The sequence below is a fragment of the Rossellomorea sp. DUT-2 genome (assembly GCF_052665285.1).
The window spans coordinates 415831-434923 of the sequence record NZ_JBQPEO010000001.1 but is presented as its reverse complement, the minus strand read 5'-3'; the positions used below and the strand labels follow the sequence as shown (position 1 = coordinate 434923).

14 protein-coding genes are annotated in these 19093 nt (G+C 40.9%); 3 read left to right on the top strand and 11 right to left on the bottom strand.

Features of this window, described 5'->3' with window-relative positions; all coding sequences use genetic code 11:
• Nucleotides 1-3: 3 nt before the first annotated feature.
• Nucleotides 4-774 (bottom strand): Cof-type HAD-IIB family hydrolase, encoded by a 771-nt coding sequence (locus tag ACOSV2_RS02240; RefSeq protein ID WP_428973776.1) that lies wholly within the window; start codon nucleotides 772-774, stop codon nucleotides 4-6.
• A gap of 962 nt (nucleotides 775-1736) precedes the next feature.
• On the opposite strand from ACOSV2_RS02240, the gene ACOSV2_RS02235 reads away from it, so the two are divergent.
• Complete coding sequence (locus ACOSV2_RS02235; protein WP_044337548.1) at nucleotides 1737-1943, top strand: DNA-dependent RNA polymerase subunit epsilon; 207 nt, start codon at nucleotides 1737-1739, stop codon at nucleotides 1941-1943.
• Nucleotides 1944-1946: 3 nt separating this feature from the next.
• The gene (gene rnjA, locus ACOSV2_RS02230; RefSeq protein WP_148968594.1) at nucleotides 1947-3614 is read left to right on the top strand and encodes a ribonuclease J1; all 1668 of its coding nucleotides are present in this window, start codon (nucleotides 1947-1949) and stop codon (nucleotides 3612-3614) included.
• Nucleotides 3615-3665: 51 nt separating this feature from the next.
• Here the strand turns inward: rnjA and ACOSV2_RS02225 are convergent, their stop codons facing one another.
• The 8 genes from ACOSV2_RS02225 to ACOSV2_RS02190 all read right to left on the bottom strand — a co-directional run bounded on the left by ACOSV2_RS02225 (nucleotide 3666) and on the right by ACOSV2_RS02190 (nucleotide 13316).
• Nucleotides 3666-4322, bottom strand: a complete 657-nt coding sequence (locus ACOSV2_RS02225; protein WP_113968471.1) for a potassium channel family protein — start codon at nucleotides 4320-4322, stop codon at nucleotides 3666-3668.
• Between the two features lie 112 nt (nucleotides 4323-4434).
• A complete protein-coding gene (locus ACOSV2_RS02220) occupies nucleotides 4435-5448 on the bottom strand; it encodes a cytochrome d ubiquinol oxidase subunit II (protein ID WP_428973775.1) in 1014 nt (337 codons plus the stop codon).
• Nucleotides 5449-5522: 74 nt separating this feature from the next.
• Nucleotides 5523-6860, bottom strand: coding sequence for a cytochrome ubiquinol oxidase subunit I (locus tag ACOSV2_RS02215; RefSeq protein WP_428973774.1), 1338 nt, complete (start codon nucleotides 6858-6860; stop codon nucleotides 5523-5525).
• Between the two features lie 252 nt (nucleotides 6861-7112).
• Nucleotides 7113-8087 (bottom strand): nuclease-related domain-containing protein, encoded by a 975-nt coding sequence (locus ACOSV2_RS02210; RefSeq protein ID WP_428973773.1) that lies wholly within the window; start codon nucleotides 8085-8087, stop codon nucleotides 7113-7115.
• A 305-nt stretch (nucleotides 8088-8392) separates the two neighbouring features.
• A complete protein-coding gene (locus ACOSV2_RS02205; RefSeq protein WP_428973772.1) occupies nucleotides 8393-10216 on the bottom strand; it encodes an ABC transporter ATP-binding protein in 1824 nt (607 codons plus the stop codon).
• Between the two features lie 10 nt (nucleotides 10217-10226).
• Nucleotides 10227-11981 (bottom strand): ABC transporter ATP-binding protein, encoded by a 1755-nt coding sequence (locus tag ACOSV2_RS02200; RefSeq protein WP_397553880.1) that lies wholly within the window; start codon nucleotides 11979-11981, stop codon nucleotides 10227-10229.
• A gap of 205 nt (nucleotides 11982-12186) precedes the next feature.
• Nucleotides 12187-12642 (bottom strand): TlpA disulfide reductase family protein, encoded by a 456-nt coding sequence (locus ACOSV2_RS02195; protein ID WP_428973771.1) that lies wholly within the window; start codon nucleotides 12640-12642, stop codon nucleotides 12187-12189.
• Nucleotides 12643-12773: 131 nt separating this feature from the next.
• Nucleotides 12774-13316, bottom strand: coding sequence for a peroxiredoxin (locus tag ACOSV2_RS02190; RefSeq protein ID WP_113968382.1), 543 nt, complete (start codon nucleotides 13314-13316; stop codon nucleotides 12774-12776).
• 356 nt (nucleotides 13317-13672) lie between these two features.
• Between ACOSV2_RS02190 and ACOSV2_RS02185 the strand changes: the two genes are divergently transcribed.
• Entirely contained in the window at nucleotides 13673-14539 is an 867-nt protein-coding gene (locus tag ACOSV2_RS02185) for a mechanosensitive ion channel family protein (protein ID WP_428973770.1), read from the top strand.
• 36 nt (nucleotides 14540-14575) lie between these two features.
• Here the strand turns inward: ACOSV2_RS02185 and ACOSV2_RS02180 are convergent, their stop codons facing one another.
• Both ACOSV2_RS02180 and ACOSV2_RS02175 read right to left on the bottom strand, forming a co-directional pair.
• Nucleotides 14576-17347, bottom strand: a complete 2772-nt coding sequence (locus ACOSV2_RS02180; RefSeq protein ID WP_428973769.1) for a VWA domain-containing protein — start codon at nucleotides 17345-17347, stop codon at nucleotides 14576-14578.
• Complete coding sequence (locus tag ACOSV2_RS02175; RefSeq protein ID WP_428974268.1) at nucleotides 17331-19091, bottom strand: vWA domain-containing protein; 1761 nt, start codon at nucleotides 19089-19091, stop codon at nucleotides 17331-17333. The genes ACOSV2_RS02180 and ACOSV2_RS02175 overlap by 17 nt, the downstream gene beginning before the upstream one ends.
• Nucleotides 19092-19093 lie beyond the last annotated feature (2 nt).

Below are 19093 nucleotides of genomic sequence, written 5' to 3'. Positions count from 1 at the left end.
TCATTATATTAATTCAAGTTCCTTCAAACCATGATATATTCCATCGTCATCGACGTGTTTCGTAATCAAATCTGCATGTTTTTGTACTTCTTGCACGGCATTCCCCATGGCAACACCGGTACCGACGGATTGAATCATTTCAATATCATTTAATCCGTCTCCAAACGCAAATACATCTTCCATTTTAAAACCGAGCTTCGCGATCATCTTTTTTATGCCTTCTGCTTTCGATCCACCTTTTGGCAGGATATCCATTGAGTACTGATGCCAGCGAATGAACGTGAAATCATTGTATTTCTCCCGATAAAAGCTTTCTTCTTCTTTAGTACAAAACAACAAGGATTGATAAATATCTTTCCCTTTATAAAATTCAGGAGCATAATCGGGATGTGGAAATTTTAAACTTCTCATACTCTCTTCAATATATTCATGGTGTTTTTGATTTGACTTCATCGTTTCATGGTTCAAGTGAACCACCGGATGCTCATTTGTATACGCATCTTCGAGTAACTCTTCTAACTTTTCGATTTTTAATGGGTTTGTGTAGATTACCTCATTTTCAAAAACCACATACTGCCCATTAAAGGAAACAAAGGACTCGATTCCTAATTCTTCCCTCAGGCTCTCATACATGAATGGAGCCCTGCCAGTTGCAATGGCTACATAAGTACCGTTGGATTGTAAGGTTTGGATGGCTTCTTTCGTTGCCTGAGGCAGCTTCTTATCGTGGTCAAGCAGTGTACCATCTATATCGAAGAAAACTATTTTAGACATATTTGATCTCCTTTTCATACGTAATCGATCATCTGTTTTACCCGTTGTTTAAGGTAATCCTTTGCGGCATAAATGTCAATGAATGAGCATAGACGCTTCCTATTACCAAACTTAACCATGTAAGAGATTCAATAAATTCCGTACAATATAAGTAAGACAACAGAGACTTCGGTATTATCTTTCCTTTACTTCAAAGGAAAATCTCGGTAAACTATTGATAAGGAGTGATCCACCATGTTAAAAAAGCTCAGAAAGAAGCTTTTAAAACAGTGGAAAGAATTGCTTAGAAAAAAAACGATTGCATAGTATTTCATGCTGCCGGACGAACTTAAGCAGCCACACTACTAAAATACATGCAATTCGGCTATACTGTCATACGTTTACACTAATAATAAGGGACTGATGCCACTAGTGAGCTTTTTCGTCTCCATTGGTTCAGTCCCTCTTCTCTATTTTTGTAATGTTTTAATGAAGGATTCACGCAAAAACTTTATTTACACGAAAGAATCCTTTATAATTTATAGCATACATAAACAAGATGATTCGTCCCTTCTCAAATGATAGGGTCATTTAGAAGAGTTAGAGTGAGGACGGTAGGCTATGGTGAAATCTCGTGAAGGATACATTCCACTCGCCTTTCGTTCATATCGAAAGGTCGCCCTGTGTTAAGGAAATGATTCATGGATCAATCGTTTTTTTACCACAGGGCGTAAATGAGCCATATATGAACATAGTAACTGTTCATACCATTATGGTATATCTATACCTATTAGCAGGGAAGCTAGCCCTCTAATGTCCAGCTCCAGCGTCATGCCCTATTCGTCTTGCCATTTCCCTCCAGCGGAGAGACTGGTATTATGCCTATAGGTGCCTAGACGCCGCTTATGTTATGTTAGTTGATAACTTTTTTATCATAGATGAAAGTTAGATTTTTTGAAAACGGATAAGGAGAGAGAAAAGACATGATTTTTAAAGTATTTTATCAAGAAAGTAAAGCAGAAGTGCCTGTTCGCGAATGCACTCAATCTCTTTACATGGAAGCAGATTCAGAACGTGAAGTACGTCTGAAATTAAAAGACAAACCGTATAACATTGAATTCGTACAAAAGCTAGAGGGCGCTTTTTTAGAGTATGAAGAAAACCACCATTCTTTTGAGTTGGAGCAATAATCCATGAAATTTGTCAAGAATGACCAAACCGCAGTATTTGCCCTTGGCGGTTTAGGTGAAATCGGTAAAAACACATACGGCGTACAATTTCAAGACGAAATCATCCTGATCGATGCGGGAATCAAGTTCCCTGAAGACGAACTTCTCGGTATCGATTACGTAATCCCGGACTATACGTACCTGGTGAAGAATGCGGATAAAATCAAAGGCCTTTTCGTGACACACGGACACGAAGACCATATTGGTGGAATCCCCTATTTACTGCGCGAATTAAACATCCCGATATACGGCGGGAAGCTCGCACTGGGACTTATTAAAAACAAGCTTGAAGAGCACGGTCTATTAAGAAATGCGAAACTAAATGTCATTCAAGAAGATGACATCATTAAATTCCGCAAGACGTCCGTAACCTTCTTCAGAACGACTCACAGTATTCCGGATTCATACGGAATTGTTGTGAAAACACCACCTGGTAATGTTGTACACACAGGTGACTTTAAATTTGATTTCACGCCGGTTGGTGAGCCCGCGAACTTAACCAAAATGGCTGAAATCGGAAAAGAAGGCGTACTTTGTCTTCTATCTGATAGTACGAACGCTGAAGTTCCAAACTTCACAATGTCGGAACGTAAAGTCGGAGAAAGCATCAATGACATTTTCCGCAAAGTGGACGGTCGAGTAATATTCGCTACTTTCGCATCTAATATTCACCGTCTTCAACAAGTGGTGGAAGCGGCTGTCTTTCATAATAGAAAAGTCGCTGTTTTCGGAAGAAGCATGGAAGCGGCCATTACAATCGGTCAAGAATTAGGGTACATTAACGCCCCTAAAGATACATTCATTGAACATAACCAAATAAATCGATTACCTGCGAATGAAGTCGCGATATTATGTACAGGTTCTCAAGGTGAACCAATGGCTGCATTATCAAGAATCGCAAACGGCACTCACCGTCAGATCCAGATCCAGCCTGGGGATACCGTAGTATTCTCGTCTTCACCGATCCCTGGAAATACGATCAGTGTAAATCGCACAATCAACCTATTATATCGTGCTGGAGCAGAAGTCATTCATGGACCATTAAGTGATATCCATACTTCTGGTCATGGTGGACAACAAGAAATGAAGTTAATGCTCCGCCTGATGAATCCAACCTTCTTTATGCCGATACATGGTGAATTCCGCATGCAGAAGATGCACGCTCAGCTTGGTGTAGATTGTGGAGTACAGCCTGAAAACTGCTTCATAATGGACAATGGTGAAGTTCTTGCATTAAGCAATGACTCCGCACAAGTAGCTGGGAAAATCCCTTCAGGGAACGTCTATATCGACGGAAGCGGTATAGGTGATATCGGTAATATCGTACTTCGCGATCGCCGTATCCTTTCAGAAGAAGGCTTAGTCATCGTCGTTGTAAGCATCGACATGAAAGATTTCAAGATTGCTTCCGGCCCGGACCTGATTTCAAGAGGATTTGTGTACATGCGTGAATCAGGTGACCTTATCAATGAAGCACAAACGCTTATTTCTAAACATCTGAACAAAGTTCTTGAGAGAAGAACTTCTCAATGGTCAGAAATCAAAAATGAAATCACAGATACACTGGCTCCATTCTTATATGAAAAAACAAAACGACGTCCTATGATTTTACCAATTATCATGGAAGTCTGATCTATCAAAAAAGAGGCTGACCCGATAATAAGGTCAGCCTCTTCTTTATGATTATAAAACCTTCTTTTCAAAGCGGTTAATATCCGTATCTGCACCGATTACAATCAGGATATCACCCTCACGAATTTGTTCATCGGCTTGTGGAGACACAATAATATCCTTTTGTCTTTTAATCGCCACGATATTGATACCGAATTGAGCACGGATATCCAAATCAATTAATGAATTCCCACTCAGATGTTCATTCGCCACAATTTCTACGATGGAGTGTTCATCCGACAGTTCCAGGTAATCCAATACATTATTCGAAACGATGTTATGAGCAATCCTTCTTCCCATATCGCGTTCCGGATGAACGACTTGGTTCGCACCTATTTTCCGCAATACTTTTTCATGATAATCATTTTGAGCCTTAACGGTAATTTTTTTCACACCGATTTCCTTCATCATCAAGGTGGTTAAGATACTGGATTGGATATCGTCTCCAATAGCCACGATGACGTGATCAAAATTTCTTATTCCCAGGCTTTTTAAGACGGATTCATCCGTTGCATCTGCAACTACCGCATGAGAAGCAATGGAAGAGAATTCATTTACTTTATCTTCATCCTGATCAATCGCCATAACCTCCATGCCTTGATCTGATAATGAACGGACAATACTGCCTCCAAATCGTCCTAAACCAACAACCACAAACTCTTTTTTCACCATACATCCCCCCGCACTCTCTATATCCTTTATTTTAGCATAAAAAAAAGGAGAAAATGAAATTTCTCCCTGTTGCACTCTGTATTAAATTTAGATGGGATTTGTAAATCGATCATTTCTTGCCTTTAATATAATCTGCATCAAATAAAAACAGCCTCATTAACAGATATAGAGATGGAATCAATAATAGCAATCCTGCTATAAAGACAATGACCAGGGCCATTCCCATCGTTGGATTCGTCACACTTGTTTCTATCGTAATAAACGGTTTAAGAATATAAGGTAAATGCGATGCACCATAGCCGAAAAAGGCAAAGAAGAATTGCAGCATAACCAATATAAATGCCGTTCCAAAATTCTTACGCATGTATATCATTAGCGATGCACCAAAGAAGCAAAGAAGTGACAACCCAAACATCCACCAAATATCAATCGCCTTCTCAAAATGCTCTGCATTATGCTCTCTCAACGATACAAATACTAATAAACTTGCAAGAATCGTAGGTGCACTCCAAAACAGGGAAAACGTTCTTAATTCCTCCCTGGAGTCCATATCTCCTGCACGGTTTGCATAATAGGTTAGAAATGTCGAACTGATAAATAACACCGACACAATGGAGAGGGCCACTACACTCCATGAATAGGGACTGGTAAAGAGTTCCTTTGCGAGGAAGATCACCTTATCTCCCTGCTCTTCCAGAAATCCACCTTCTGAAATGGTTAAAGCCGTTGATAAGGAAGCAGGAATTAATAACCCGGTCGCCCCATATAAAAACAAATATACGATATTGTCCTTTGACCCGTAATTTCCGAAAGCATAGAAGCTGCCTCTTATGGCTAATAATATGATGGCGATACTTCCCGGAAGTAATAATGCCGTTCCATAATAATAGGCTGTGTCAGGAAAGAATCCGACAAGACCCACAAAGAAGAAGACAAAAAAGACGTTGGTTACTTCCCATACCGGAGAAAGGTATCTGCTAATCAACACGTTCAATGTATGCTCCTTGCCTTTCAATCTTCCATAAAAGGCGAAGAAGCCGGCTCCAAAATCAATCGAAGCCACTATCAAGTAACCATAAAGGAAAATCCACAATACGGTAATCCCCACAACTTCCAAACTCATACCCATTCCTCCCTTAAAGCTTGAAGCCCCTTCTTCTCAGGCCACCTGAAAAGAAGGAGTACTTTTATATCTGCTTAACTCGCTTTCTTAGGAAAACGTTGTTCTAATTCCGCCTCTGCAGGCTTGTCTTTAAACATTTTAATCAATACAACCACACATATCACACCCAGAAGGATATAGAGACCTACAAACAATGCAAACGTCAAGCCTACTCCATCGGCTTTCGTTGCCGCATCCGCCACTTTCATATACCCTCTCATAATCCATGGCTGTCGACCCACCTCGGCATAAATCCATCCGAATTCAATCGCCAGCATCGCCAGTGGTCCACTCGCTACAATCCCCCATAGCAACGGTTTATTCCATTCATTCCGCTTCTTCCACTTCCAGAATAAAACAAATGCTGCAGAAATAAAGATACTGTAGAACCCAATTGATACCATCAGGTCAAACATATAGTGAACCCATAAAGGCGGCCGCTCATCTTCAGGAAATTCATTCAAACCTATAACCTCTGTCTCAAAAGAACTCCCGGCCAGGAAACTTAAGAAGCCAGGTAAGCGGATCTCATTATGGACCTCATTATTTTCATCCAGCGTTCCGAATACGATCAGGTCAGCATTCTCTTCCGTTTCAAAATGCCATTCCGCTGCTGCAAGCTTTTCGGGCTGATACTCGGCAAGAAATTTAGCAGATAAGTCCCCTGCCAGAGCAGTGGCAAAAGCGAAAATCAAAGCAGAAACCATCGTTAAACGCAGGGCTTTCTTATGATATTCCCCGCCTTTTTTACGAAGAATCGCGAATGCCGTAATCGCCGCCAACAACAAAGCCGACGTCAAATAGGCAGTCGTCAACACGTGAAACACTTTCGTAGGCGTCGCAGGATTCAGCATCGCAGCAATCGGGTCGATATTAATCGCTTTCCCATCCTCTAATTCAAATCCTTGAGGAGTGTTCATAAACGCATTCACCGTTGTAATAAACAGCGCTGAAGCCGAAGAACCAATCATAACCGGAATCGTCAACAGCCAGTGAATCCACTTATTCTTAAAGCGGTCCCAAGTATAAAGATAGATTCCTAAAAAGATAGCCTCAAAGAAAAACGCAAAAGTTTCCATAAATAATGGCAGGGCAATTACCTGTCCGGCCACCTGCATAAACGAAGGCCACAATAAGGACAGCTGCAACCCTATGGCTGTACCTGTTACAACCCCCACGGCAACCGTAATCGTAAAACCTCTTGCCCATCTTCTGGCAAGCAAAAGGTAATGAGGGTCATTTCGTTTGATTCCCATGAACTCCGCAATGGAAATCATAATCGGCACCCCTACCCCAATCGTCGCAAAAATAATATGGAATGCAAGGGTTGTCGACGTGAGCATCCTGCTCAAAATCACACCATCTAAAACCATTCTATACTCCCCCTACTGATCTACTTTCTATCGTAAACAGCTCTTTTCTACTGTTTATCACTTATTGTTCATTATAAAACCTGAAAATGAGTTTGTGATGTGTTGAACATGAATATTTTGTGACGTTTTTCACAAACATCGATTTGTCTTTTATTTTAGAGGTTTTCGGGGTGGTTGGCAATGATGTTGCTTGTGGGGATGGGCTTGTTTTTCAAGATGATGTTGGTACTAATTTTGACTTTGGACTATGGATTATTGATGAGTGAAGTTTTTGGGGAGAGAGTAGATTCGACCTTTCCCTTTACCTTGTGAAGTAAGGTTCATGTTATTTAGTAGAAGATAGGCCACTCTGGACGATTCAACACCCAAGAACTCTCTTGCTTGTTTGTTGGTAATAATCGGGCTTACAAGGAGTAAGTAATCATAAATGGCCTGTTGGTGAGCATTCCGGTCAAATTCTCCACAATCAGGACAGTACCAAGACCTCATGTTACGTACCATATTGAATCTATCGCAGCGGGTACACCTTACACCGGGTATGATTCCTTTATGCTGTTGTTTAAATTTAGAATATGGAGCATGCTCCTTCATTAGGGAATTGGCAATCTTTTTAATTTCCTTCATTTCAAGAATTGAATTCGGATTTGAGCAGCTATGTTGAATGGTAAGAAATTTTGCAACAAGATTCTCTATTCTGATAGCCCTACCTAAAGTATCCTTACACTGACTAGAGGTAGATATTAATGAAGAAGAGTTTGTGAATACAACTAAAAATTCAATTGGGATAATAGGGAGGTTTTTCTTTTGGAGCCATTGTGTGAGGTGTATCTTATATCTATTCGCTTGAGAGAGGGGATTGGGAAAGCCTGTTACTTCTCCATTAAGAGTCCGGGAAAATTGTTCAAATTGAGTTCCGCATTCCATGGATCCCGCTATATTTTTTATTTCTAAAATCAATATAAAATTTCTAGTGAGAATTAGAGTATCAATTTGAAAGAAACTCTCCACCATTGGTATACAGAGATCGTTAAGGACGAGCATATGTTGATTATCAATTGTACTCAATTGTCGGTCTACTTTACATTCTCCATGGTAACCTGCCCAAGCCTTGAGCAAGTTTTCTTCAATCTTAGTCTTAGATCTGAGGCTGGATTCTCGGGGAAGTCTCCTTAACAATGCTTCAAAATAGAGGATAATTAGGGGGATTTCTCTTACTTTAATGATCAAATTATCATTCCTTTCCAATTTGGTAATAATAGTATTCTACTTTCCTACAAGAATCCCCTTTATTTTTCGGAATAATTTCAGTGATGCTTTTTTATCGACCGTTAGAGAGATTTATCAACGGTTATTCTGGTTTATCAACCGAAAATTGATTTTATCAACCGTTTTTTCATGATATCAACCATATTTTCACGATACCGACCGTTCTACAAATTCCGACAAATCCCCCAGCACCCCACCGCCCCTATACCACCTCCCATATCCACAACGAAAAAGACCCCACACACCAGTGCAGGGGTCCTCCTAACTCACATCGCATCCAACATTCTGAACTGTGATTTAACGAGCTCATAATAATCACCCTGTTGCTCCATCAGCTCATCGTGGTTACCGGATTCTTTGATTCTTCCATTCTCCAGAACAAAGATATTGTCCGATTCACGGATCGTAGATAGGCGGTGGGCGATGATGATCGCAGTCCGACCGTTCAACAATTGTTTCAATGCGTTTTGAATTTTGACTTCTGTTTCTGTATCGATGGATGCTGTCGCTTCATCCAATATGATGATACGAGGGTTCGCCAAGAGTGCTCGAGCGAATGACAATAATTGTCTTTCACCGACGGATAATACGTTGCCTCGTTCTTCCACTTCGGTTTCGTAACCATTTGAGAGTTTTTCGATAAATTCATTAGCTCCGATCGCTTCGGCGGCTTTCTTTACTTCTTCGTCCGTAGCATCAGGGCGTCCGAACCGGATGTTATCCATGATCGTTCCCGAGAAGATGAAGGTATCCTGCAGGACGATGCTGATTTGGCTCCGTAAGCTTGAAACCGATGCATCCCTCAGGTTCACCCCATCAATTTTCACTTCACCCTTCGTTGGATCGTAAAAGCGGCTGATCAGGTTGGCGATCGTGGTTTTACCAGATCCGGTATGACCGACTAAGGCGACGGTCTGGCCGGCTTTCATTTCAAGATTGATGTTCTGGAGTGCTTTTCGTTTGTCATCATAGGAGAATTCTACATTCTCAAACTGTATTCTTCCTTTGATGTCAGTCAGGTTCAGCGCATTTGTTTTTTCATTTACAATCGGCTGTTCATCAAGGAATTCGAAGATACGCTCTGATGAAGCCATTCCGATCAGTAGTTGATTGTATACTTGACCGAGCCTTGAAATGGGTTCCCAGAACATCCCCAGATAGAAGGCGAATGAAACGAATTCTCCCAGTTCCAGTGAGCCGCCTTGGATCAGATGGGCACCGTACCATATGAGGACCGCTGTCCCGATGGCGTTTGTCAGTTCTACCAGTGGGCGGAACATGGCATTTTTCTTTGTGGCCGTTCTCCAGCTATCGAAGTTCTCGGTGTTTACCCCGTCAAAAAAGGCCATGTTTTCTTTTTCTTGAGTGAATGATTGAGTGACTCTGATCCCCTGGATGCTTTCATTCAGGTGGGAGTTCAATTTCGATTGCTTGAGACGCACCATTTGCCAGGATCTGCGGATGTTTTTTCGTAAGCTTGTGGAGATAAAGAACATGATTGGCAGAATGACCATGACGGCAAGTGTTAACTCTGGGCTTAACGTAAAGAGAATGACGATGATTCCAATGAGTAGAATGATATCCATTAATAGATTAATAACTCCGTTTGTGAAGAGCTCTTGTAGGGAGTTTATGTCATTCATGATTCGAACCAGGATGGAACCGGCTGATCTCTGATCAAAGAAGCGATGGGATAGCCATTGAACATGGCTGAATAAGTGCTTTCTTAAATCATAAATAACTCCTTGCCCCAGCTGATTCATCCACCTGATCCTGAGCACATTTGCAACGTAGTTCAATACATAGAGTGCTGCGATAATTCCAACGAGTGTAAAAAGTAAATTGGAATCCTTCTGCCTGATTGCTTTGTCTAATGTGTATACCCCAATCAGGATAGGTACGATCAACCTTACTGCTGTTGTGATTAGAACGGTAATGATGGATAAGGGCAGAAGTTTTTTAGAATAGGGCTTTAAATACGTTAATAACCGGTAGAGTTGTTCCCAGTTAAACGGTTTATCGATCACTTGATCTGTAGAGTAATGGAATCTGCTTAATACACTTTTGTTCACTTTGTTTTTCTGACTCAAACCCTCTCACCTACCCTTCCTGAGTTTGTAATATTTTTTTCTGGTCTTTGTATTGGATGTCATAGATTCGTTGATACGGTCCATTATTTTTCAGTAGGAAGTCATGAACTCCCCTCTCTACGATTTTCCCATTTTCCAGTACAAGGATTTCATCTGCATGCTTGAGGGATGAAATCCGATGGGCAATAATAAAGGTCGTTCGATCCGACATGACTTCTTTTAGCGCTCTTTGAATCCTGAATTCAGTTTCCATGTCTACAGCGCTTGTTGCGTCATCAAGGATCAGGATCGATGGATCTGTACAAATCGCACGGGCAATGGCAATCCGCTGCTTTTGGCCACCTGAAAGACCTAAACCTCTTTCCCCGAGCCTTGTGTCGTAGCCATCGGGTAATTCTGAAATGAAATCATGGGCTTGTGCCCGTTTTGCTGCTTCCATGATTTCTTCCATGGTTGCTTCCGGTCGTCCATACGATATATTGGCTTTGATGGTCGAGGAGAATAAGAAAGATTCCTGAAGTACGAAGCCGATATTTTTTCGAAGTGATTTTAAAGAGTAGTCCTTCAGATCCCGTCCATCGATGAGAATTTCTCCCTCTTCAGGTTCATAGAAACGAGTGATAAGCTGGGTGATACTCGTTTTACCAGAGCCGGTACCTCCGATCAGACCGATGACTTTTCCAGGTTCAGCTTTAAAGGTAATATCCTCGAGGGCAGCTTCATCATGAACGGTGTAATTCAGTGACACGTGCTTGAACTCTACTTCACCATTCATCCGATCGACGTGAAGAACCCCTTGATGATCTTTTATCTCTTCGTCCACTTCAAGGATTTCGAGTAAGCGTTCCCCTGATGCTTTCGATTGGGAAAACAGGTTAATCGTAAATCCAAGATTCATGATCGGCCAGATAATGTACCACACTAAACTGTAAAACGCGACCAGCTCTCCTGGTTGAAGATTACCATTCATCACCAGATAACCACCGTATGCGAGAAGTGTCACCACACTTACATTTCCCAAAAACTCCATTAACGGAAAGTACTTTGCCCAGATGTCCGAGGTGAAAAGGTATTTATCTTTGTAATCCCCGTTTGATTGGTTGAATTTGTTGATTTGATGATTTTCTCTCGATAATGATTTTACTGTATTGATTCCTGAAATATTTTCTTGAACATTGGTATTCAGTTTTCCGAATGATTTACGGATCCCCCTGAAAGCAGGGTGAACCGCTTTATCAAATTTGTATACGGCTATTGCCAGAAACGGTAACGATACTAGGGTAACGAATGTCAACTGAGGTGAATAATAGAACATAACACCAAAGCTTACCGTTACTAAAAGGAAAAAGCGAAGCAGTTCGGAAAAACCAAAGGATAAGAAGAAACGGAATGCTTCTACATCTGCCGTCAACCGGGACATCAGATCCCCCGTTTTGGCGTTATCATAGTAACTGAATGGAAGGAACTGAAGCTTTTCATACAGTTCATTTCTCATTCGATAAACTGAGGTTATACCGAATAGATCCCCATGGTATTGTTGAATAAATGTGGCAACGCCTTTCACGATCATAATGCCGATAAATCCAAAAGCTAAGTATGGAATCCACTGATAGTTCCCTTGCAGAATCACATCATCTATCGTGATTTGCAAGATCATTGGATAGACTACAGTGATCAGTGTAACAAAAATCAAGAAAATCATTGAAATGATAAAATGCCTTTTATATGGCCAATAAAAGGCTTTCAATTTTTTAAAAGTATCCATATTTTCTCCCCCTTCAACGTTGCATAAAAAAAGAACGTACTAATAAATATATCGGCTTTCGAAATATTTATCTACCCTTTTTTAGAATTTTTTACTTTTTTATGAATTATCCTTCTAGTCTTATTATTCATATTAATTGTAAAAATGAATCCAAAAAAATAGATCGGTCTTTTGACCGATCTATTCCCACATATTTCGTTTGAACTTACTCGCTTTTTTCCATTTCATCGAGCACACGATTGACTCGCTTTTCAAGCATTTTCATTCCGCTTCCGCCCGCTTGGAAGTGACGAAGATTCCCGTCTTTATCAAATACATAGTAAGCTGGCACATACTGATTTTCGAATGCATCTGTCAGTTTATGCTCACTGTCTACGAAGATTGGCTGAGTGATATCGTGCTCAGCTGCTACCTTCTTTATTTCGTCCAGGTTCAGATCATCCTCGGACCGTGGCATATGGACAGCCATAACATTCAGTTTATCGCTGTATTGATCGCGAAATTCATTTACTTGTGGCATGGCTTCTTTGCACAGGTGACATGAGATGGACCAGAAGTGAATAAGTGTCGGCTTTTCTCCTACCAGCTCTCCCTTTTTCACTTCTCCATTTAACCATTCTGTAGCACCGTTTAATTCCGGCATCGGTTCACGAAGCTTCATTATTATACACTCCCTTAATTTGTATCGATCCTAATTCTATTGTTCGCAGGATGGATTTGTACTACTCCTGAAAAAATCAACATGATAAGAAAAAGGCCTAACAAACGGTTAGGCCTTTATTCATTTGAAAATTATAAAGTTTTTTGACCTGGCTTCCAGTTTGCCGGGCAAAGTCCACCGGTTTGAAGTGCTTGAAGAACACGTAAAGTTTCTTCAACGTCACGGCCGATATTGTTGTGGAATACTACTTGATATTGAAGTTCCCCTTCTGGGTTGATGATGTATAGTCCGCGAAGAGCAATACCTTCATCTTCAATTAGGACTCCGTATTCGCTGGATACGCTGTGGTTTGTATCTGCAGCTAATGGGTATCTTAACTCACCAAGACCATTTTCTTTACGGTCAGTGTTGATCCAAGCTAAGTGTGTATGAATAGTGTCTGTAGAAACACCGATAACTTCTGCATCTAAATCTTCGAACTCATCGTAACGGTCTGACATTGCTGTAATTTCAGTTGGACAAACGAAAGTGAAGTCCATTGGGTAGAAGAACAATACTGTCCACTTACCGTTTTTCATATTTTCTTCGAGTGACACTTTACCGAATTCTTTGTTTGGCAATACAGCGTCCATTTCAAATCGTGGAGCTTGTTTGCCTACCATGCGTTCTGCCATGAGTGAATCCCTCCAATGAGTTTTAATGAAATATTTTACCTGAGAAAGGAAGACGTGACAGCCTGTCCTTTCAAAATCACAATTTTCATTATAAAGGATTAGTTTTTTTAAGTCAATGTTAAATTATAATCAATTTAATATTAAAATGATTATAATTTAATGACTGCATCCCTTACTTGGTTTTCCCAATTATATAGAAGTTTACTCACTTTTCTCCTCGAATAAACATCTACATAAGTTTACCATTTCTCAACTGGGGAATAAAACAATATGCTTTTTGATATACTCTTTGACATGTCCTATGGTGAATTGTGTATACTAGAATGGTCATTATTTAAAAGGAAGGATGTTTTGGATTGAATTACATACTTGGTCTTAGTGCTTTAAGTGACCGACTTTCCAATTTTAATTGGGGCGGTCTATTGGTGACGATCGGAATTGGCGCCTTACAGATAGTAGCGATTTGGATCGCTTTCATTATCGTGAAAGGTGCGGCTAACAAAGTGATTGAGAGAGTCTTTGATAAGTACCGAAAGAGAAATGAAGTTTCTGAAGGTCGCGCCCAAACATTACAAAGTCTTTCAAAAAATATAATCGGATACATCTTGATTTTTGTTTTCTTTGTCACGATTTTACAAATCTTTGGTATCCAGGTGACGGCGATTCTTGCAGGAGCAGGAATTATTGGACTTGCAGTCGGCTTTGGTGCTCAAGGATTAGTAAGTGATGTAGTGACAGGATTCTTTATCCTATTGGAAAAACAAGTGGATGTAGGAGATTACGTCTCCACTGGAAATTTCTCAGGGATTGTAGAAGAGGTAGGTTTACGAACGACTCATATTCGTGGGTTCGATGGCACTCTTCATTTTGTGCCAAATAGAGAAATTACGAGCGTCAGCAATCATTCCCGCGGAAATATGAGGGCACTTGTTGATATCGGGATCTCATATGATGATGACATTGACAAAGCGATGGTAGTACTTCAGCAGGTTTGTGACTCGATCGCTCAAGAAGATGACAATATTGTAGATGGACCAAATGTGCTAGGTGTTCAGACACTTGGCGCTTCCGATGTAGTACTGAGAGTGTTATGCAAAACGAAAAACATGGAGCAATGGGGAGTGGAACGGAAGCTTCGTAAAGCTCTAAAAGAAGCTCTTGATCAAAATGGAATTGAAATTCCTTACCCTCATCAGGTTTACATCGAGAAAAAGGAAGGCTGATGAAAGTGAAAAGAGAAGGCGCCTGCCTTCTCTTTTTTATTTGTCTCTTCTCCTTTTTGCTTCAAGTAGACGCTGAAGGCGATCATCATCCCTGGTTTCTTGAGGCTTCTGCTTAACCTTGGGTTTATTTATCGGCCCCTTTTTCTCTGAAACTTTAGGAATAGGCTGCTTGTTGCTTATAGGTTTCTCCCACCCATTCGGCTTGCGGTTATGTTTCACTTTTCTGCCAAGTTGTTCAAAGCTTGTTTGTTCTTTAGGAACGGAAGCGGGTATTCTTCTTTTAAGCTTATTAACAACTCCCATTATCTTGCCTAATCCAAACCTTCTAATGGCAATTTCAGCAAAGAAGAGTAGAAAGCCTATAATAATAAAGAGAAATTGAGTCGATTGTTCTCTGGATGATTTGGTTTCAAACTCTCTAAAGACTTCTTTAGTAGAGAAATACCTCTTCCCCCCTGTTTCTTCTACTATCTCGTCAAGTGTCCGGGTTCCCCCTTTGTAGGAGTACTCTTTCGAATATGGAACCGAAAAGCCTGTTTGGAATGAGCTTCCACCCTCTTCACCTGGCTTAGAGATATTCATATGATATAGTCCAGGAGATAACCGGCTCTCAAATTCGACTTCATAGTCTCCCGGAGCCTTGATTCTTGTCGTTGCAGGGATCTTTTTTCCACTTTCATCAAGTGCCGTTACCTCAAGTTGTGAGACATCTCCCGCAGGTGACGAAAGCTTTAGCTGAGTACGTCCCCGATCGTCCTTCACATCAATGGTATACGGGTTGGAGTGAATATCAGGAAACGATCGTGTAACAAGCTGATTAACGAACGTCGGCCATCCTTTCCACCTGATGAAATCCCCTGTCCATTTTCCAGTTGTATCAGAAGTAAATGCAAATGTCCTCCCAAGACCATATCTCCAAGAGACCAAGATTGGATCATTCTTTTCACTTTTCATTTCAACTAGAGCAGTTCCTTTAGGACTTGTGGCAATATAGGCATTCATTTGCGGAATGCCCTCGGTGAATAAAGATTCCCATTTTGACGAAGAAATCACTGGATAAAATGGATTGTCTTCAATGTAGGTCCTTGTAGTAATGACAGTCTCCCTTGTTAAGATACTCGGTATCACACTGGCGTCGACAACATCATAAAATCGACCTTTTCCCCATTGGGACAAATCATTTAACAGACCTCTATCTGCTCCTTCACCGATTGAGACGGTGGATAGCGTGATTTGTTTATCGTGACCATCCTCTACAAGTGACTGGTAACTACCTGTCGTCGCAGACTGCCCATCCGTTAAAAGAATAATATGTTTTCTTTTTAAAGGTAGATCTTCTAAACTTTTATACGCTTGCTGTAAGGAGGAAAAGATTTCTGTTCCCCCACCAGGAGAAATGGAACGTATTTGCTTTTCTGCTTTTTTACGATCAGAAAGTGGTTTCGTCTCGACGATTTCCCATGGTCGATCGTCAAATGCAATGACTCCTAACGTATCTTTATCTCTTAGAAGAGAGACGGTTCTCGCCGCTGCTTCTTTTGCAAGAGCAATCTTGTGACCATTCATACTGCCTGATCGATCGAGAACAATGACAAGACCAAGAGATGGAAGCTCCTTTTTCCCTTTCACATCCATATCGACGGGCAGCAATCGTTCGATCGGTGATTTAAAATATCCTCCAAGGGCAAAACTGTCGCTTCCGCCAAACATGATAAATCCTCGCCCAAATTCTTTGACGCTTTTTTCCATGAGGAGCATTTTTTCCTCAGGGATGCTTGTGGCAGATACATTATCAAATAGAATCGTCTGATATTGCAGATAGGAAGTCAGCTTTCCCGGTAACTGCTCAGGTTTGTATGAATCGACGCTAAACCCAGATGATTTCAGTAGGGGAGTTAATGGACTTTCTCCAGAAGGGTTTTCCACCAGGAGAACTTTGGCTGGACCTTCTGAACGGGCGAGATTGTATAAGGTATTATTTTCTTTGCTTCCATCCCCTGCAGTAAACACTTCAGCCTTATATTCCAATAAACCCGATTCACCTACGACGTGATTGAACTGAAATTCATTGTCGCCTTCTTGCACTTGTACAATCTCCTTAATGATTGATCGATCATTTAAGGATATCCGGATCTCTATCTCTTTTTTTGTTGTACTGTACACATTAACGTTTATGGTTGTTTCTTCTCCCTCATATTGGATGGAGGGCGTCGCAACATTCGTTACAGCGACGTCTTCTTTTGTATCCGATGAAAGGGGAATCCAGTCCACTTCAATCCCTTTTTCCTTTAGTAAAGGTATGACATTCCCCCCAGAACCCGTCGTTTCCCTCCCGTCAGTGATGGCGACGATCCTTCCTCCACGGGTAAGGAGATTCGATGCGTATTCCAGTCCTTCTTCGAGGTTTGTTTCCCCCTCTTTGATCTCACCTGCAAACTGATCGATGTGATTTCTTTCTGGTGAAATGGTTCGTTCAATTTCCGAGTTTTCTCCAAAGGCAACGATTCCGTATCCATCATGCTCCCTCGTGGTTCTGGTTGCTTGATTGATCAGATTCAGGATGTGATTTTCTTGATCCGCCACAGATGCAGAACGGTCAGCTAGAATGATTACCGACCTTCCTTTATCCGGCAACACAATAAACGGATTAGCAAGGGCTATGATCAATAGACCCATCCCACATCCCCTTAATAGGAGGACGAGCAGTTTTTCCTTCCTCTTTAATCCCTGTTTGGCAAATAGGAAGAGTACAAACCCGAGGGGAATCATTAGCCATAACCAAAGGATTTCTTTAAATTCGATTCCCACGTCTATACACCTCCCATTCGATGAATAATAATAGAATCGCCAAGATTAGAAACCAGACAGAAAGGGTTTGGGGAATGCTCTTTGGTTCCTCATTTTTCATTTCTTTAGTGGGTGCAAGTGAAAAAGAGGACCCTTCTGATAATTGTTTTTCACGATCGTCAAGTACCACACTGAAATATTTCGTTTCACTACCTCGTATAGCCTGATATACTCCCGGGGCTTCGGGTGCCTTGAACACTCCCTCCCCATTCCATTCTTTTACAAACTCACCTTCAGTGGAGTATATATCCCATTTATCACCAGAAAGAGGTATTGTCCTCTCTTCTCCGGGTTGATAATAGCCTAGAAAACCGTGATTTTCTGATAAGAACTGATAAGAATTATAAAGAAAGATCGGAAAACCCGGATGTAATGGGAAGTCTGATTCGTTAAGGTGCAGATTTAACAGGACCAGCTTCTGACCATTCACTTCTCCCTTCTGTATGAGAGGAATGGAATCACCTGTGGCAACTGATTGGAGATTCTTAATTTGAATGGAATTCACTTTTTCCACATACACTTTTTCCAGGTCAACATGTTTTAATAGGGGATCTTCATTCGCTGCTTGAATCCCGTGTTTCAGAGGCGTGGATTCTTTTGACCGAGTCGGAACAATCATGGCAGGGCTCTCGACCGATAATTGCTGCCACTTCTCCTTTGTGGTCAGGATGATCTCACCCCCGGACTTCTTTTGATCCTCTTCAATGGTTTTCACGTCAACACCGATCGATTGGAATCCTTTTAATAAGAAAGGGTTAATTTCCCCTACGACGTGAATGGCTGGTTTTGAAGCGGCCTGGATACTTGAAAGACTGTTATCTTCCTTGTAATCATCATTAAAATCGATGACCGCCTTATAAATCGGGCTATGGGAAAGGTCAGATAATGGAACAACGGTTTCCTTACCTGAATCCAATGTCACTTCCACTGAAAAGATTTCTTTCTTTTCATCGTAAATGGAGAGGTGACCCCTTCGTGATACATCACTTTGGTTTTCGATCACAGCGACTCCTTTATAAGAAGATCCCTGCCGTTCAACCCCGAAACTTGTAAGGGAAACATTCACAGGATTAGTCAAAAGATTATGTACCTGAATAGGACTGGTAAGTTTTTCTGTAAAATCCTCTTTTTCCATTGAATCCGAGAAGATATGGATGATTGATTCCGACCCAATGGCCAATGCCTCTCCAAGGTGAATCGCTTTTTTCATATCTTCGTTGTCATTAGATAATGGAAGGTTCTTTAAACCATTGAGAACAACCCGGTCGTTTGTTTCTTCTGAGACAATGGTGGTTACAGATTTCCCCACTCCTAATAGGGTTACTTTTCCATCTGATCCTTCAATCAATGATTCAATGTCTTCTTTTGCTTCTTCAAAGTGAGATCGATTGTTCACCACTGCGTTCATAGAGGCAGAGGTGTCGAGTAAAATAATGAGATGATCCTTTTGGGCCATTTCGTTAAATGTGTAAGGCTTTACCAGGGCAATCATTAAGAAGAAAAGGATCAGAACTTGTAAAAGAAGTAAGAGATTTTTCTGTAATCTATGAAACCATGGAGAAGCTTGCCATTCCTTCATAACCTCTTCCCATAGTAGATTAGAAGGAACAACTTGATCTCTGTATTGTTTTCGAAAGAAATACATTAAAATAACAGCGGCTATAAAAAAAGAAAATAAAAAAAAGATTGGATTCCCTATTCCCATCA

Excerpts from the sequence above, each read along its gene's own strand:
- ACOSV2_RS02240 (WP_428973776.1), bottom strand. The coding sequence starts at position 774 with ATGTCTAAAATAGTTTTCTTCGATATAGATGGTACACTGCTTGACCAC.
- ACOSV2_RS02235 (WP_044337548.1), top strand. The coding sequence starts at position 1,737 with ATGATTTTTAAAGTATTTTATCAAGAAAGTAAAGCAGAAGTGCCTGTT.
- rnjA (WP_148968594.1), top strand. The coding sequence starts at position 1,947 with ATGAAATTTGTCAAGAATGACCAAACCGCAGTATTTGCCCTTGGCGGT.
- ACOSV2_RS02220 (WP_428973775.1), bottom strand. The coding sequence starts at position 5,448 with ATGAGTTTGGAAGTTGTGGGGATTACCGTATTGTGGATTTTCCTTTAT.
- ACOSV2_RS02215 (WP_428973774.1), bottom strand. The coding sequence starts at position 6,860 with ATGGTTTTAGATGGTGTGATTTTGAGCAGGATGCTCACGTCGACAACC.
- ACOSV2_RS02200 (WP_397553880.1), bottom strand. The coding sequence starts at position 11,981 with ATGGATACTTTTAAAAAATTGAAAGCCTTTTATTGGCCATATAAAAGG.
- ACOSV2_RS02195 (WP_428973771.1), bottom strand. The coding sequence starts at position 12,642 with ATGAAGCTTCGTGAACCGATGCCGGAATTAAACGGTGCTACAGAATGG.
- ACOSV2_RS02190 (WP_113968382.1), bottom strand. The coding sequence starts at position 13,316 with ATGGCAGAACGCATGGTAGGCAAACAAGCTCCACGATTTGAAATGGAC.
- ACOSV2_RS02175 (WP_428974268.1), bottom strand. The coding sequence starts at position 19,091 with ATGGGAATAGGGAATCCAATCTTTTTTTTATTTTCTTTTTTTATAGCC.